The 14,048-nt window shown below is 60.9% G+C and carries 14 protein-coding genes; 7 read left to right on the forward strand and 7 right to left on the reverse strand.

Features of this window, described 5'->3' with window-relative positions:
- Positions 1 to 164 precede the first annotated feature (164 nt).
- Positions 165 to 380 carry a hypothetical protein gene (locus tag H146_RS0100310; protein ID WP_019949839.1) on the reverse strand — a complete coding sequence of 72 codons (216 nt, stop codon included), beginning with the start codon at positions 378 to 380 and terminating at the stop codon, positions 165 to 167.
- Positions 381 to 524: 144 nt separating this feature from the next.
- Here H146_RS0100310 and H146_RS0100315 point away from each other — a divergent pair, with 144 nt between their 5' ends.
- Both H146_RS0100315 and H146_RS0100320 read left to right on the forward strand, forming a co-directional pair.
- Positions 525 to 899: a type II toxin-antitoxin system RelE/ParE family toxin gene (locus tag H146_RS0100315; RefSeq protein WP_019949840.1), complete on the forward strand. Its 375-nt coding sequence runs from the start codon at positions 525 to 527 to the stop codon at positions 897 to 899.
- A complete protein-coding gene (locus tag H146_RS0100320) occupies positions 892 to 1,212 on the forward strand; it encodes a helix-turn-helix domain-containing protein (protein WP_019949841.1) in 321 nt (106 codons plus the stop codon). Before H146_RS0100315 ends, H146_RS0100320 begins: the two co-directional genes overlap by 8 nt.
- Before the next feature lie 481 nt (positions 1,213 to 1,693).
- Here the strand turns inward: H146_RS0100320 and H146_RS0100330 are convergent, their stop codons facing one another.
- The 4 genes from H146_RS0100330 to H146_RS0100345 all read right to left on the reverse strand — a co-directional run bounded on the left by H146_RS0100330 (position 1,694) and on the right by H146_RS0100345 (position 4,562).
- The gene (locus tag H146_RS0100330; RefSeq protein ID WP_019949843.1) at positions 1,694 to 1,894 is read right to left on the reverse strand and encodes a hypothetical protein; all 201 of its coding nucleotides are present in this window, start codon (positions 1,892 to 1,894) and stop codon (positions 1,694 to 1,696) included.
- A 107-nt stretch (positions 1,895 to 2,001) separates the two neighbouring features.
- Positions 2,002 to 3,711, reverse strand: coding sequence for a ubiquinone-dependent pyruvate dehydrogenase (locus tag H146_RS0100335; RefSeq protein WP_019949844.1), 1,710 nt, complete (start codon positions 3,709 to 3,711; stop codon positions 2,002 to 2,004).
- 104 nt (positions 3,712 to 3,815) lie between these two features.
- On the reverse strand, positions 3,816 to 3,962 hold the full coding sequence (locus H146_RS20460; protein ID WP_019949845.1) for a DUF2256 domain-containing protein: 147 nt from the start codon (positions 3,960 to 3,962) through the stop codon (positions 3,816 to 3,818).
- Entirely contained in the window at positions 3,963 to 4,562 is a 600-nt protein-coding gene (locus H146_RS0100345) for a UbiX family flavin prenyltransferase (protein ID WP_019949846.1), read from the reverse strand.
- Positions 4,563 to 4,731: 169 nt separating this feature from the next.
- On the opposite strand from H146_RS0100345, the gene H146_RS0100350 reads away from it, so the two are divergent.
- Positions 4,732 to 5,181, forward strand: coding sequence for a DUF4174 domain-containing protein (locus H146_RS0100350; RefSeq protein WP_026351648.1), 450 nt, complete (start codon positions 4,732 to 4,734; stop codon positions 5,179 to 5,181).
- A 38-nt stretch (positions 5,182 to 5,219) separates the two neighbouring features.
- On the opposite strand, the gene H146_RS0100355 is transcribed toward H146_RS0100350, so the two are convergent.
- Together H146_RS0100355 and H146_RS0100360 are read right to left on the reverse strand one after the other, a co-directional pair.
- Entirely contained in the window at positions 5,220 to 6,152 is a 933-nt protein-coding gene (locus H146_RS0100355) for a response regulator transcription factor (protein WP_019949848.1), read from the reverse strand.
- The gene (locus H146_RS0100360) at positions 6,142 to 9,609 is read right to left on the reverse strand and encodes a response regulator (protein WP_019949849.1); all 3,468 of its coding nucleotides are present in this window, start codon (positions 9,607 to 9,609) and stop codon (positions 6,142 to 6,144) included. The genes H146_RS0100355 and H146_RS0100360 overlap by 11 nt, the downstream gene beginning before the upstream one ends.
- Before the next feature lie 258 nt (positions 9,610 to 9,867).
- Here H146_RS0100360 and urtA point away from each other — a divergent pair, with 258 nt between their 5' ends.
- The 4 genes from urtA (at position 9,868) to urtD (ending at position 14,030) form a co-directional block, all read left to right on the forward strand.
- Positions 9,868 to 11,124 carry an urea ABC transporter substrate-binding protein gene (urtA, locus tag H146_RS0100365; protein ID WP_019949850.1) on the forward strand — a complete coding sequence of 419 codons (1,257 nt, stop codon included), beginning with the start codon at positions 9,868 to 9,870 and terminating at the stop codon, positions 11,122 to 11,124.
- 75 nt (positions 11,125 to 11,199) lie between these two features.
- Positions 11,200 to 12,123 carry an urea ABC transporter permease subunit UrtB gene (gene urtB, locus H146_RS0100370; RefSeq protein ID WP_019949851.1) on the forward strand — a complete coding sequence of 308 codons (924 nt, stop codon included), beginning with the start codon at positions 11,200 to 11,202 and terminating at the stop codon, positions 12,121 to 12,123.
- A 30-nt stretch (positions 12,124 to 12,153) separates the two neighbouring features.
- Complete coding sequence (gene urtC, locus H146_RS18025; RefSeq protein WP_019949852.1) at positions 12,154 to 13,293, forward strand: urea ABC transporter permease subunit UrtC; 1,140 nt, start codon at positions 12,154 to 12,156, stop codon at positions 13,291 to 13,293.
- Positions 13,290 to 14,030: an urea ABC transporter ATP-binding protein UrtD gene (gene urtD / locus H146_RS0100380; protein WP_019949853.1), complete on the forward strand. Its 741-nt coding sequence runs from the start codon at positions 13,290 to 13,292 to the stop codon at positions 14,028 to 14,030. Before urtC ends, urtD begins: the two co-directional genes overlap by 4 nt.
- Positions 14,031 to 14,048: the final 18 nt, after the last annotated feature.

Here is a 14,048-nt window from a genome sequence, read left to right on the forward strand (position 1 = left end):
CGTTCGCGTGAAGGCCCCGGCCCGGGCGGCATGAACGCCACCCGGGACCTGTAAAAGAGCGCCCGTCGTTCGCTTACGTCGCGCGGGAAAGGCGATTGACCTGCACGCGCAGACGTTCACGCAGCGAGGGCGCGCGACGTTTTTTTGCGTTATTCGCAAGCGATTCAAACGAAAAATGGTCGGGTGAAATCGGCTGCTTCAGCCAGGCGAATCGCCATCGCTTCCAACAACTTGAGACGCGATCCTTCATGATAGAGAGCGAAGTAGCTTATAGAGGGAAGGGCAGGCACGGTATCGATCACCTCAATCTCCTCGCCTTGTGCAAGATAAGTTATGCAGCGGTAGGGAAGTACACTGATGGTCGTGTGCACGGCGAGCATGGTTTGGTGTCCTCTCAGGGCGGGGATTTTCCTGGGGGCACCTGTGAGCCGAACGGTGCCCTCCTCTCCTGCCGGCAGGATTGCAGCTGAGGGTCGCAAGGTGTCACACTATGTGGTATACTTTGAATGACAAGGACGCGACCGGTGAGGATCTTCAAGAACGCCTGGTTTGAGCGCTTCGCCAGGAAACAGAAGCTCGATGACGCCGCGCTACGCGATGCTATCCAGCGAGCCGAGCAGGGCCTGGTTGATGCTGACTTGAGCGGAGGCGTTATCAAGCAGCGAGTGGCTCGCCCCGGGCAAGGTAAATCGGGTGGCTATCGCACGATCATCCTCTACCGTCAGGCACACCGCGCCTTTTTCGTATACGGATTCGCCAAGAGTCAGCAGAGTAACATCAGCGATGACGAGAAGGCTGCATTCAAGCAGGCCGCCCAGCACATTCTCGACCTATCAGAGGAACACCTGGTTGAGATGATTCGGAGAGGGCAGTTTTCGGAGGTGGAAGACGATGGCTAAAAAATACCGTAGCGATGCAATGGCGGCGATCCATGAAACCATGGAAGCACTGCATGAAGTCGGTGCCGTCAACAAGCAGACCATGCGTGGCTTCGATGAAGCCTGCCTGAGCCCCGTAGAGTCTATCCCGCCCGAAGCCATCCGGGCGCTTCGTGAGCGCGAGCACCTTTCTCAGCCCGTGTTCGCCCGTTACCTCAACGTCAGCAAGAACCTGGTTTCAGACTGGGAGCGCGGCGTAAAGCGCCCTGGAGGGCCAGCATTGAGGCTCTTGGCTGTCATCCAGAAGAAAGGCATCCAGGCAATCGCTTGTTGAGCAAGCCCACCCAGAGCGCGCTGTGGTAGCTGTTGTAGAAGCGCACTCCACAACGCGCACTTGTCGCCCCCAGTATGTCGTGACATCACCCCAGGAGGCCCACTAGCCAATGTGAGGCCTTCTTATGCGGGACCGAATCGAGATCGTTTACCTCCTCCCTGGGCTCCTGAATGCCATCGTGGAGCTACTGCAGCGATTGGGGTGGCCACTGTGGGGGCTCTGAGCAAAGAAGCGGCCCAATGGAGGTGTCTATTGGCACAGCTTCACCATTGCCTGATCTTGCCCAGCAGAGGTGGACACCTCGTTATGACATAGGATCAACACCTTACCGGTTTGATCAGGTGTTGCATTCAGAATTTGCGGCCAAGCAGTTCTTTACGAGAGCGGCATCTCGGCTAACCACCGTGACGTTCGCGTGAAGGCCCCGGCCCGGGCGGCATGAACGCCACCCGGGACCTGTAAAAGAGCGCCCGTCGGTCGCTTACGTCGCGCGGGAAAGGCGATTGACCTGCCCGCGCAGACGTTCACGCAGCGAGGGCGCGGCCAGTCGGTGCAGGTCGTGATGGCTGCAGAGAATGCGACGACCGTGCATCTCGATCAGGCAGTCACCGCCCTCGAGCCTGAGCGGATGGATGTCGCGGCTTTTGAGACGTGCGATTTCCTGTGCCGTCAGATCGATCATCTCTCACCTCCATGACAGTGGCGCTGCGGGGCAATGTGGCCGGCAGGGTCGGCGACCACTGCCGGCATCATGGCGCAGGCGCATGTCAGGGAAGTGACGCGGCCTGCCTATTTGAGGAAGTTGGTTTTCACCAGATCGACGACCTCGCTCATGCGGCCGTTGAGCACCGCCTTGCCGGAGTAGAGCGCGGTGGACAAGACCTGGCCGGCTTCGATTTTCGGCGGCATCACCAGTTCCATCCGATTGACCTTCACATCCAGAATCGCCGGGCCGTCGTGGGCCAGCCACTCGGTGATCGCACCGGGCAGTTCATGATCCTGCTCGACCCGCCAGCCGCGAATGCCGATCGCCTCACCGAGCTTCGCGAAGTTGGTCTCATCCAGATCGGTGTAGGCGTCCAGCAGTCCCTCGACCTTCTGCTCCAGCTCGACAAAGCCCAGCGAGTTGTTGTTGTAGACCACGATCTTGAGCGCGAGGTTTTCCTGTTTGAGGGTCAACAGGTCGCCCATCAGCATGGAGAGGCCGCCGTCGCCGCACATGGCGATCACCTGGCGGTCGGGCAGCGCCTTCTTGATGCCGATCGCCTGGGGGTAGGCGTTGGCCATGGTGCCGTGCACCAGGCTCGTCAGGGTGCGGCGCCGGCCGTTGGTACGAATGTGACGCGACATCCACACCATGGGGCTGCCACCGTCGGCGGTGAAGATGGCATCGCCGGGCGCCAGGTCGTTGATCGCCAGGGTCAGCTCCTGGGGATGAATCAGGTTGTCATCCTTCGACTCGTGGGCGGCACTTGCAAGCGCCTCGTGGTAGAGCTTGCGGCAGTGCTCGAGCCAGCGGCTGTCTTCATGGGGGTCGATCACCGCCGTCAGCGCCGCGCAGGTATCGCGCACGCTGCCCACCAGGCCGATATCCACCGGATGGCGCTTGCCGATCTGCTGCGGGTCGATATCGACCTGGATGATGGTGGCGCTGTCGGGGTAGAACTGGCTCCAGGCGAAGCTGCAGCCCAACAGGATCAGGGTGTCGCACTCGGCCACCGCGTGATAGCCCCCGGCGAGGCCGAAGACGCCGGTCATGCCGACCTCGAACGCGTTATCCGGCTCGATGAAGTCCTTGGCACGCGAGGTCCAGGCCACCGGCGCCTTGAGCTTATCCGCCAGCGCCAGTACTTCCTCACGGGCATTTTCGCAGCCAAAACCGGCGTAGATGGAGATTTTACCGCCGCGGTTGAGCTGCTCGACTGCCGGCACGAACTCTTCGGCGCTGGGGCGTACGATGGGATTGAAGCGCCGCGCGCGCCAGGGCAGATCCTTCGAGGGCGTTTGGGTGAACAGATCGCCGGGGACGATGATCACCGCCACGCCGTTCTCGGCCAGCGCCGCCTGAGCGGCCAGCGCCGTCATGCGCCGCGCCTGATCGGGGTTGGTCAGGGTTTCGCAGAAGACGCTGTACTGTTCGTAGATGGGCTTTTGATCGACATCCTGGGGAAAGCCGACGCCGGACTCGGCGGTCGCGACCTGAGAGGCGATGAACACCACCGGCGCGTTGCTGCGGTGGGACTCATACAGACCATTGACGAAGTGCAGGCTACCGGGGCCGCAGGTACCCGCACAGAGCGCCAGTTCGCGGGTGATGTAGGCCTCGCCGCCGGCGGCGAAACCGCCCACTTCCTCATGACGCACGTGCACCCATTCAAGATCGCTGCGGCGAATGGCATCGGTAAAGTGATTGATGGTATCGCCCACTACACCGTAGCAGCGGCGTGCGCCGGCATCGGCAAGGGTATCGACGATAATCTCGGCCACGTTCTGACTCATGATCAACGGCTCCTGAAAGGGGGCTTGCGGGGCGGGTACTACCAAAGCAGTAGTACGAGGCAAGTCTCCCTTGAGCGTAGCAGCGGATCGCAGCAACGTATCAATTAACGCACGGCCCGATGGCGATTGCGCCGACAGCGTTCGGAGCAGTAGATCACGCTCTCCCAATGGCGTGCCCACTTCTTGCGCCAGCTGAACGGCCGGCCACATACCGGGCAGATTTTGGTCGGCAGGTCGGCCTTTTTCTGCACTCAGGGCTCCCGATCCTGTTCGCGGCCGGGCGGGTGCAGGTTCTCGCCCCAGCGCGGCATCCCGTCTATCTCGATATCGAACAGATCGAGCACCCGCGCCACGCTGTTGTCGACCATCGCCTCGATGCTCGCCGGTCGGGTATAGAAAGCCGGCACCGGCGGGAAGAGAATCGCGCCCATTTCGGTCAACGCCGTCATGGTACGCAGATGGCCCAGGTGCAGCGGGGTTTCGCGCAGCATCAGCACCAGCCGGCGGCGCTCCTTGAGCACCACGTCCGCGGCACGTGAGATCAATCCGGTGGTGGTACCGGCAGCGATCTCCGACATGGTCTTCACCGAGCAGGGCGCCACCAGCATGCCCAGGGTGCGAAAGGAGCCGGAGGAGAGCGAGGCACCGATATCGCCGGCCGGATGCACCACGTCCGCAAGCTCATGCAACGCCTCGCGAGTGATGGCGGTCTCGTAGCGCCGCGTCAGATCGGCGGATTTCGACAGGATCAGATGCGTCTCGATATCCAGCGGACGCAGCAACTCCAGCGCCCGGGCGCCGTAGACAAAGCCGGTGGCACCGGTAATGGCGACGATCAGGCGCCGAGGCATGGCATTCTCCGCGGAAAAAATGGAAAGCAGGTCACGAAATTGTAGGCGACTGCCGCGGCGCTGACGATGGTCCACGCTGAAGGACCATGAAGGCCTGTGCCCAGCGGCTATACTGCGACACATGAGGGCATGACGCCTTTGCTACCACGGATCGAGCGCGGGGGAAGAGATGACAAAATGGTATAGCGCCGTCCTGTTGACGGCCGCGCTGGTGGGGATCGGCAATGCGGGCGCGGCGGATATCGACCCGGCCGCCAATCCGCTACTGGCCGATCAGGGCCGCTCGCGGCCGCTGGTGATCGTCACGCCGGACAACGAACGGCCCGACTATCAGCGCATGCGCGGCATCGTCGAAACCAGCCGGGGCGCCTTCAGCGACCGCGACATGGTGCTTTACACCGTGGAGGCGGGCGCAGGGCGCAAGGAGGGCCAGCCCCTGACCGATGCCGAAACCCGCGCCCTGCTGGCGGCGCTGGGAACAAGTGCCGATGGTCCGCTGACGACCGTGCTGGTCGGCAAGGATGGCGGCAAGAAAGTCGAGCAGCAGGGGTTTGTCGACCCGCGCCAGGTCTATGACACCATCGACAACATGGCGCTGCGGCGTGCCGAGTCGCGTTGAGTCTCGCCAGGGCAACCACAATACTGGCCAGACAGCTCCTAACCGCCGATCGCCCGTAGCGCTGTCGCTGCAGCGGCAGCACGGGTCTCGACGCCGAGGAGGGGGAAGATATGTTCGAGATGCTTGTTCACGGTGCGCGGCTGCATGGCGAGAATTTCGGCGATATCGCGGTTTGTCTTGCCGCGCGACACCCACAGCAGCACCTCGGCCTGACGCCGTGTCAGACCAAACCGCTCCGCCAGATCGGTGACCGAGGCGTGATCATCGAACTCGACCAGCGTCAGAATCCAGCCCTCTTCGTCTGCCGGGCCAGCCATGCGGATCGATAGCCTTGACTGCTCGAGCACCACATCATGAGGCCGTGACGCGGGTTCGGCCTGCTGTATCCAGTGCATCACAGAAGAAGGCAGCCGCACACTCTCCTCGAGACCAAGGTAGCGTCGCAGATAAGCAGGCGCTCGCGAACTGTGCCAGCGGATACGCCCTTCACGATCGGCGATCAGGGCGGCGCGACCACCGGCATTGACCACCATATCGACCTGGCGCTGAGCACGTACGCGCTCAAGATGAACCTCAACACGCACCAGTATCTCATCGGGCTTGATCGGTTTAGTGACGTAGTCAGCCCCCCCGGCGCGAAAGCCGCGTACGATGTCTTCACTCTCGGTGAGCCCGGTCATGAAAATAATGGGAACCCGGGACAGCGAAGGATCACTGCTCATTCGCAGGCAGACTTCGAAACCATCCATTCCCGGCATCAGTGCATCGAGCAGCACGATATCCGGCGTAATGATGCGCGCACGTTCCAGCGCCGCGCGGCCGCTGGCCGCCGCGATTACAGTGTACCCCTCATCGCCCAGCGTCTCGGCCAACAGTGCCAGCGCATCGGGCTGGTCATCGACAATCAGCACCACACCGGGAATCTTCCGAGCCGCAGATTCATGGGCTACTGCGTCAGATTCAGGCGTCATCGTCTTCTCTCCTGGCGATAGGCATCGGCGGGGCGTCAAGTTTCCATGCGATCCTGACAAGATGGTCAAAGTCGAAACGGCGGGCGGCGGTACGCATCTCCTTTATGATCTCGCCCTTCGTTGGACAGGCCGTCTCGATTTCGCCGAGCACGGCTTCAATACCGGCAACAGCGCCGGCATCGGCGGCAGCCTGAAGCCGAGCCCGCAGGCCTGCGGCATTAGCCGATGCGGCCGGCTCGGAGCGTGGCAGCGGCGGCGCGTCCGAAGCCATCATGGCAGCGGGTCCAGCGCTGGCCTCTACGCGGGCCCGGGGGTGGGCTTGCGGCGCGTGCTGCAATAATGTCGCCAGTTTCTCCTCCAGCAGCTCCAGGTTGATCGGTTTGGAGAGGTAGGCATCGCAGCCGACAGCTTCGCTGCGCGCCACATCTTCGCCATAGGCGTTGGCGGAAACCACCAGGATCGGTGCGTCGGAAAGGCAACGTGCTCGAATCAGGCGGCTGACCTCAAAGCCATCCATTGCCGGCATGCCAACGTCCATGACGATGAGATCGACACGCTCGGCAGCCAGAAAGCGCAGCGCGCTCGGCCCATCGGCACAGCTGGCCACCTCGAAGCCCTGCGGCTTCAGAACGTCGCCGAGCAGAGCGCGCTGATCCGGCATGTCATCTACCACCAGGGCTCGACGCTGTGGCGCCGGCATGTCAATGACATTCGGCGTGGTGCCGGCGTGCAGCGGCACTGGCATCACGCGAGCGAGGAAGACACGCAGCTTGAAATGGCTACCTATACCTCCTGCCCCCGGACTTACCGTCAACTCGCCACCCATAAGCTGCGCCAGCAGTTGGCAGATGGTCAGCCCCAGTCCGGTGCCGGCGGTATCTGCGCTGGACGGCACATCAAGCCTTTCGAAAGGCAGGAAAATCTCTTCCAGACGAGATGGATCGATGCCCGGCCCGGTATCGATCACATCAAAGGTCGCCACCTCCCAGGCATAAGCGATGCGCAGACGCACGCTCCCTTCGCTGGTGAAGCGGATCGCGTTGCTGAGCAGATTGATCAGAACCTGTCGCAGCCGCTGTTCGTCACCGCGCACTCGCTCCGGGATGCGGCTATGCCACTCGATGCGGAAATCCAATCCCCTGTCCTCGGCCTGCGGAGCGAACATGGCATCAAGCTGATTCATCAGCCCCTGCATATCGATCTCGCCGACCTCGAGGCTGAGTCGCCCCGCTTCGATACGGGCGATATCCAGCAGCCCATCGACGAGCGCCAGCAGATGCTCTCCGCTGCGCTGGATGATGTCGAGCCGGTCACGCTGTACAGCGTCGAAACGCTCATCGCGACGCAGTAGCTGGGTATAGCCGAGCACATTGTTCAGCGGTGTACGCAACTCATGGCTCAGACTCGAAACGTAGCGACTCTTGGCCCGATTGGCAGCCTCGGCTTCGCTCTTGGCACGCTGCAGTTCAGCATCGGTTTTCTCGTGGGCGCGAATCTCGTGCATGAGCAATTCGGTCTGACGCGAAGTCTCTTCCTGGGCTACCGCCCGCGCCTCACGTGTCAGCACGACCCACCAGGACAGCATCGCCGTTAGTGCGCTCAGAAGCAGGAAGGTGCGAACGAAGATATCGAAAAGTGCATCCGTGTCATCATCGACCAGCAGCGGCGCAACCTGGGCATACACTGTTACCAGCACACCGGCCAGCACCAGACTCAGTGCGCCCAACACCAGCACATAGAAACTCAGGCGCGTATACAGGCCCGGAAAAACCGATTTTGGCAACAGACGCAGAAGTAGCGCGCGACGCTGCGATGAGAAGTGTGCCTCCGGACGGCAGATATCATTGCAGCGCATATCGAGGCTACAGCACAGAGAACAGATGGTGCCGGCGTAGGCCGGACACATCGCCATGTCGTCAAGCTCGAAATTATTGTGGCAAAGCACGCATATGGCATGGCCCTCCCGATTCGAAGCGAGCATCTCCCGCGATACCGGTTTGCGAGCGAGATAAAAGCGACCGCGCGTCAATAGCGCGATAACAATGGCGCTGACAAAGGCACCGCCCAGCGCGATCGCCGGCGCCGCGGCACGTGCTGCCGGGCCAAACAGGCCGGCATAGGCGGCCAGGGCCGCTCCTCCCGCCAGTACCAGTGCGCCGATGCCGACTGGATTGATATCGTAGAGATGGCCGCGTTTGAACTCGATGCCGCGAGGTGACAACCCCAGCGGCTTATTGATCACCAGATCAGCAGCCAGCGCACCGATCCATGCAGCGGCCAGATTGGCATAGAACCCCAATACACTCTCGATAGCGGTAAATATACCGACCTCGAGCAGAATCAGCGCAATCAATACGTTAAAAATCAGCCACACCACTCTCCCCGGATGACTGCGCGTCACTCGCGAGAAAAAATTGGACCACGCCAACGAACCGGCATAGGCGTTGGTGACGTTGATCTTGATCTGCGAAAGAACCACAAAGAGCACGGTCGCCGCCAGTACAAGCCCGGGTGAATCGAAAACATAGCCGAAAGCGACCTGATACAGATGCGTCGGCTCGACCGCCTGCGCCCAGGGCAACTCATGCTGCAGTGCCAAAAAGGCAAGCAGAGCGCCACCGAATATCTTGAGCCCACCCAGGACGACCCACCCCGGGCCGGCCATGACCACCGCCAGCCACCAGCGCAGGCGATTTCGGGCATGTTTTTCCGGCAAAAAGCGCAGATAGTCGACCTGCTCGCCTATCTGCGCCACCAGTGACAGTGCGACGCCGCAGGCAGCACCAAAGGCGGCCCAGGCAAAGCTGCCATCGTGCTGTCGCCCGGTGAAAGTGCTGAAATCGGTGAAAGTCTCCGGACGCTGCCAGGCAATGCAGAGATAGGGCAGCACCAGCAGTATCAGCCACAGCGGCTGAGTCCAGGCTTGCAGGCGATTGATCGCCGTAACGCCATAAATCACCAGTGGAATGATCGCCACCGAGCTCAACAGATAGGCCAGTGACAACGGCATGCCGGAATACATAGTGATCGCCTGCCCCATGATGGCCGCTTCCAGGGCGAAAAAAAGAAAGGTGAAGCCGGCATAGATCAGCGATGTAATCGTCGAACCCAGATAGCCGAATCCGGCGCCTCGTGTAAGTAGATCGATATCGACGCCATAGCGAGCGGCATAGTAGGCAATCGGCAGGCTCAGCGCGAAGATCATGCAGCAGACGGTCAGGATGGCAGTGGCGGCAGTGGCAAAGCCGTAACGCACCATCAAAACGGCACCGATCGCCTCCAGCGCCAGAAAAGAGATCCCTCCAAGGGCAGTATTGGCAATACAGGCCTCGCGCCATTTACGAAACGAACGGGCGGTGAAGCGCAGGGCATAGTCTTCCAGAGTTTCATCACCGACCCAGCGATTATAGGCTCGGCGGATCTTGACGATGCGCTGCGGTGACGACCGGGGATCCATGTCAGCCCCTCCTGGATGTCCGCTCAGCGAGTGGCGGCAATAAGCGATGAAAGGCTACATGCTTGCACGTCCTGCCGGCACCCTGCCGCTTTTCAACTACGTCAAACGACGTAGGTCAGTGCGTTGATCAGCGTATGGGCGATCCGTGAGTGCCACGTCAGTGTAGATAGCGAAGAGAACCTCCCATGAGCAGACCGCCGTGCCACGGCAGCAACGGCGTTCGGCACTTTTTGCTTTCGCTATCCCACGGAGTACTTCATGACACAACAAAAGACGAAGTTCTGCCCTTCCGGCCGGCAACTGCTGGCGGCACTCACTCTCACCGCCCTGGGCTGTAGCGCCATGCTGGACTCGGTGCAGGCCGGAGAAAAACCCTCTACCGAAGAGGTCAATACCACAGGGCTTGCCGTAACCGATGATACGGTCAGGGTCGGTATTCTGCATTCATTGACCGGTACCATGGCAATCAGTGAAACCGGCTCCGTACAGGCCGAGCAACTGGCCATCAAGCAGATCAACGAGCAGGGCGGCGTGCTGGGCCGTCAAATCGAGTATATCGTCGAGGATGGTGCCAGCGACTGGCCCACCTTCGCCGAAAAGGCGCGCAAGCTGCTGGAAGAAGATGACGTTGCCTCGGTATTCGGCGCCTGGACTTCGGCTTCACGCAAGGCGGTGCTGCCGGTCTTCGAGCAAAATAACGGCCTGCTCTACTATCCCACCTTCTACGAGGGTCTGGAACAGTCCGAAAACGTCATCTACACCGGCCAGGAAGCTACCCAGCAGATTCTTGCCGCCCTCGACTGGGTCGCCGAGACCCATGGCGCCGAGACCTTCTATCTGGTCGGCTCGGACTATATCTGGCCGCGCACCTCCATGAAGATCGCGCGAACGCACATCGAGCGTGATCTGGGCGGTGAAGTCGTCGGCGAGGACTATTATCCGCTGGGTAACACTCAGTTCGGCTCACTGATCAACAAGATCAAGCTGCGCAAGCCTGACCTGGTATTCGCCGCCGTGGTCGGTGGCTCCAACGTCGCCTGGTTCAAGCAGCTCAATGCCGCCGGCATGACCCCTGAGCGCATGCCGATGCTGACCATCTCGGTGACCGAGGACGAAGTGCTGGGTATCGGCAAGCAGAACGTAGCCGGTTTCTGGTCGTCGATGAAGTACTTCCAGAGCCTCGATATCCCTGCCAACAACGACTTCGTTGCCGCCTTCAGGGCCGAATACGGCGAGGATGCGGTCATCGGTGACGTGACCGAATCCGCCTACCTCGGCCCCTGGCTGTGGAAGCGTGCGGTCGAAAAGGCCGGCAGCTTCGACGTCAGCAGGGTGACCGCCGCCTCGGCCGGACTGGAGTGGCAGGAAGGTCTGCCGCACGGCTACACCAGACTCATGCCCAACCACCATCTGTCGATGCGCACTCGCATCGGGGAGTGGCAGCCGGATGGTCAGGCGAGGGTGATCTTCGAGTCGGAAATCATCGAGCCCAATCCCTTCCCGGAAGGCTACTGATCTCCATTTCCCGCCCGCCAACAGTAACGGCGCAGTGGCATGGGTACTGCGCCGGTATCGCACAGGAGGTCTCTCATGAGCGGTTTTACCACTCAGGAACTCTTCGCCATTTTCGCCATGCAGGGCTTCTCCGGCCTGAGCCTGTTCTGTGTCTTTTTGCTCATGGCACTGGGGCTCGCGATCATTTTCGGCCAGATGGGCGTCATCAACATGGCCCATGGTGAGTTCATGACGCTGGGCGCCTACCTCACCTATCTGGTATCGGTACAGGCCGCCACCCTGGGGGAGTGGGCGCTTGACGCCTACTTTCCGGTAGCCATTGCTGTCGCCTTCCTCGGTGCTTTCATGCTCGGCTACCTGGTCGAACGCTTCATGATTCGCCATCTCTATCAGCGACCACTGGACACCCTGCTCGCCACCTGGGGTCTGGGGTTGATCCTTCAGCAGCTGTTCCGCTCGATTTTCGGACCGCGAGAAAAAACCGTCACCATGCCGGACTGGCTGCTGGGCTCCTATAGCGCCACCGACATGATCGATATCCCTCTCAACGGCCTGTTTATCCTTGCCATCACTATCCTGCTTAGCGTGGCGTTACTGGTATTGCTGTACCGCTCACGCTGGGGCACAAAAGTACGCGCCACCACCCAGAATCGCACCATGGCCAACGCCGCCGGCATCAATACCGACCGGGTCGACCGGCTGACCTTCGCTCTGGGATGCGGTACCGCAGGTGTGGCAGGAGCGGCATTCACCACCATCGCCTCTACCGGCCCGACATCAGGGGGCCAATACATTGTCGATACCTTCCTCGTAGTGGTCTTCGGCGGCGCAGCAAGCCTGTTTGGCACCATCGTATCGGCCTTCGGCATTGCCCAGTCGCAATCGATCCTGTCGTTTTTCTGGTCAGGCTCGATGGCCAAGGTATTCACCCTGCTGACGGTGGTCGTGATTCTCATGTTCCGCCCCCAGGGACTGTTCGCCAGTAAGGTGCGTCGCTGACAGACGCGCCCCGCTTTCGGGAGAAATAACATGAAAGCCATGATTACGGCATTCGGCGGACGTATCACCTTCATCCAGCTGGCAGTAATAGCGGCGCTGCTGATGGTGCTGCTGCCGGCGATAACTGACATCTATCGCCTCAACCTCTTTGGTAAATATCTAACCTACGCCTTCGTGGCCGTCGGCCTTGTGCTGTGCTGGGGCCATGGCGGGATCCTCAGCCTCGGTCAGGGCATCTTCTTCGGTCTGGGAGGCTATTGCATGGCCATGTTTCTGAAGCTGGAGGCCTCCACGCCGGAAGCGACCGCCAGCCAGACCACGCCCGGTATACCCGACTTCATGGACTGGAACCGGGTCACCGAGCTGCCATGGTTCTGGGAGCCCTTCAACAGCTTCACGCTGACGCTGATGGCGATCGTGGTGATACCGGCCGTATTCGCCTGGCTGATCGGCTACGCCATGTTTAAACGCCGCGTCGGTGGTGTCTACTTTGCCATCATCACTCAGGCAATCGCCGTGATCATGACGATCCTGATTGTCGGCCAGCAGGGCTATACCGGTGGCATTAACGGTATTACCGACCTGCGCACACTGCTTGGCTGGGATATTCGTACCGACAGCGCCAGAACCATTCTCTACTACGCCTGCTGCGTCGCACTGCTGCTCTGCCTTCTGGCGAGTCGCTATCTGCTGGAGAGCCGGTTTGGCCGACTACTGATCGCCATGCGCGATCAGGAAGACCGGGTGCGCTTCTCCGGCTATGACGTCGCCAATATGAAAGTGTTCGTATTCGTGGTGGCCTCGGTTTTTGCTGCTATTGGCGGCGCGTTCTTTACACTTCAGGTGGGCTTCATGTCACCGACCTTTATCGGCGCCGTGGCCTCTATCGAGATGGTCGTGTTCTGCGCCGTGGGCGGCCGCCTCTCGGTAGTCGGTGCGGCAGTGGGCGCCTTCATGGTGAGCTGGTCAAAGACGACGCTTTCGGAAACCTTTCCGCAGCTGTGGCCGGTACTGCTGGGCGCGCTGTTCATTGCAGTGGTGATGTTTTTTCCGCGCGGCCTGGCGGGACTGGTCAGCGATTACGCCCCGCAGGCGCTCTCGAAATGGCGCCGACAAGCCGGGCGCACACCACCGTCCGGCGATCCAGCCGCCGAGGAGCCGAGCCGATGAACAACGCCATGTTGCTCGAGATCGAGGACCTCGAAGTCTCCTTCGACGGCTTCAAGGCGATCGACGGGCTCAACTTCTACGTCGAGCGCCACGAGCTGCGAGTAGTGATCGGCCCCAATGGGGCCGGCAAGACCACGCTGCTCGATCTGATCTGCGGCAAGACCCGCGCCACCGGCGGCAGGATCACATTCAATAACAGGGAGCTGACACGTCTTGCGGAGCACCGGATCGTTCAAGCCGGCGTGGGGCGCAAGTTCCAGACACCCTCGGTCTATGAAAACCTGACGGTCTACCAGAACCTGGAACTCTCCTCGCCTGGCGCGCGCTCGGTGCTGTCGAGTCTGTTCTTTCGTCGCACGCCAGAGCTTCGGTCACGCATCGACGAGATTGCGCGAACCATCTATCTCAGCGATCAACTGACGATAAGCGCCGGACTTTTGAGCCACGGCCAGAAACAGTGGCTGGAGATCGGCATGCTGCTGATTCAGGACCCGCAACTGTTGATGCTCGACGAACCCGTGGCCGGCATGAGCGTGCCCGAACGCGAAGCCACCGCAGCCCTGCTCAACCGCATCAGAGAGAACCGTGCGGTAATCGTTATCGAACACGACATGGATTTCGTCAAGGAGATCGGGCGCAAGGTCACCGTACTCCATCAGGGTCGGATTATCGCTGAAGGGCCAGTAGAAAAGGTAGCCGCCGATGAGCGCGTCATAGAAGTCTATCTCGGCCACTAGCGGGCCGCTCAGCTGCAG

Origin of the sequence: Kushneria aurantia DSM 21353 (assembly GCF_000382245.1) — a bacterium.
Classification (GTDB): Bacteria; Pseudomonadota; Gammaproteobacteria; order Pseudomonadales; family Halomonadaceae; genus Kushneria; species Kushneria aurantia.

Excerpts from the sequence above, each read along its gene's own strand:
- H146_RS0100310 (WP_019949839.1), bottom strand. The coding sequence starts at position 380 with ATGCTCGCCGTGCACACGACCATCAGTGTACTTCCCTACCGCTGCATA.
- H146_RS0100320 (WP_019949841.1), top strand. The coding sequence starts at position 892 with ATGGCTAAAAAATACCGTAGCGATGCAATGGCGGCGATCCATGAAACC.
- H146_RS0100330 (WP_019949843.1), bottom strand. The coding sequence starts at position 1,894 with ATGATCGATCTGACGGCACAGGAAATCGCACGTCTCAAAAGCCGCGAC.
- H146_RS0100335 (WP_019949844.1), bottom strand. The coding sequence starts at position 3,711 with ATGAGTCAGAACGTGGCCGAGATTATCGTCGATACCCTTGCCGATGCC.
- H146_RS0100345 (WP_019949846.1), bottom strand. The coding sequence starts at position 4,562 with ATGCCTCGGCGCCTGATCGTCGCCATTACCGGTGCCACCGGCTTTGTC.
- H146_RS0100350 (WP_026351648.1), top strand. The coding sequence starts at position 4,732 with ATGACAAAATGGTATAGCGCCGTCCTGTTGACGGCCGCGCTGGTGGGG.
- H146_RS0100355 (WP_019949848.1), bottom strand. The coding sequence starts at position 6,152 with ATGACGCCTGAATCTGACGCAGTAGCCCATGAATCTGCGGCTCGGAAG.
- H146_RS0100360 (WP_019949849.1), bottom strand. The coding sequence starts at position 9,609 with ATGGATCCCCGGTCGTCACCGCAGCGCATCGTCAAGATCCGCCGAGCC.
- urtA (WP_019949850.1), top strand. The coding sequence starts at position 9,868 with ATGACACAACAAAAGACGAAGTTCTGCCCTTCCGGCCGGCAACTGCTG.
- urtB (WP_019949851.1), top strand. The coding sequence starts at position 11,200 with ATGAGCGGTTTTACCACTCAGGAACTCTTCGCCATTTTCGCCATGCAG.
- urtC (WP_019949852.1), top strand. The coding sequence starts at position 12,154 with ATGAAAGCCATGATTACGGCATTCGGCGGACGTATCACCTTCATCCAG.
- urtD (WP_019949853.1), top strand. The coding sequence starts at position 13,290 with ATGAACAACGCCATGTTGCTCGAGATCGAGGACCTCGAAGTCTCCTTC.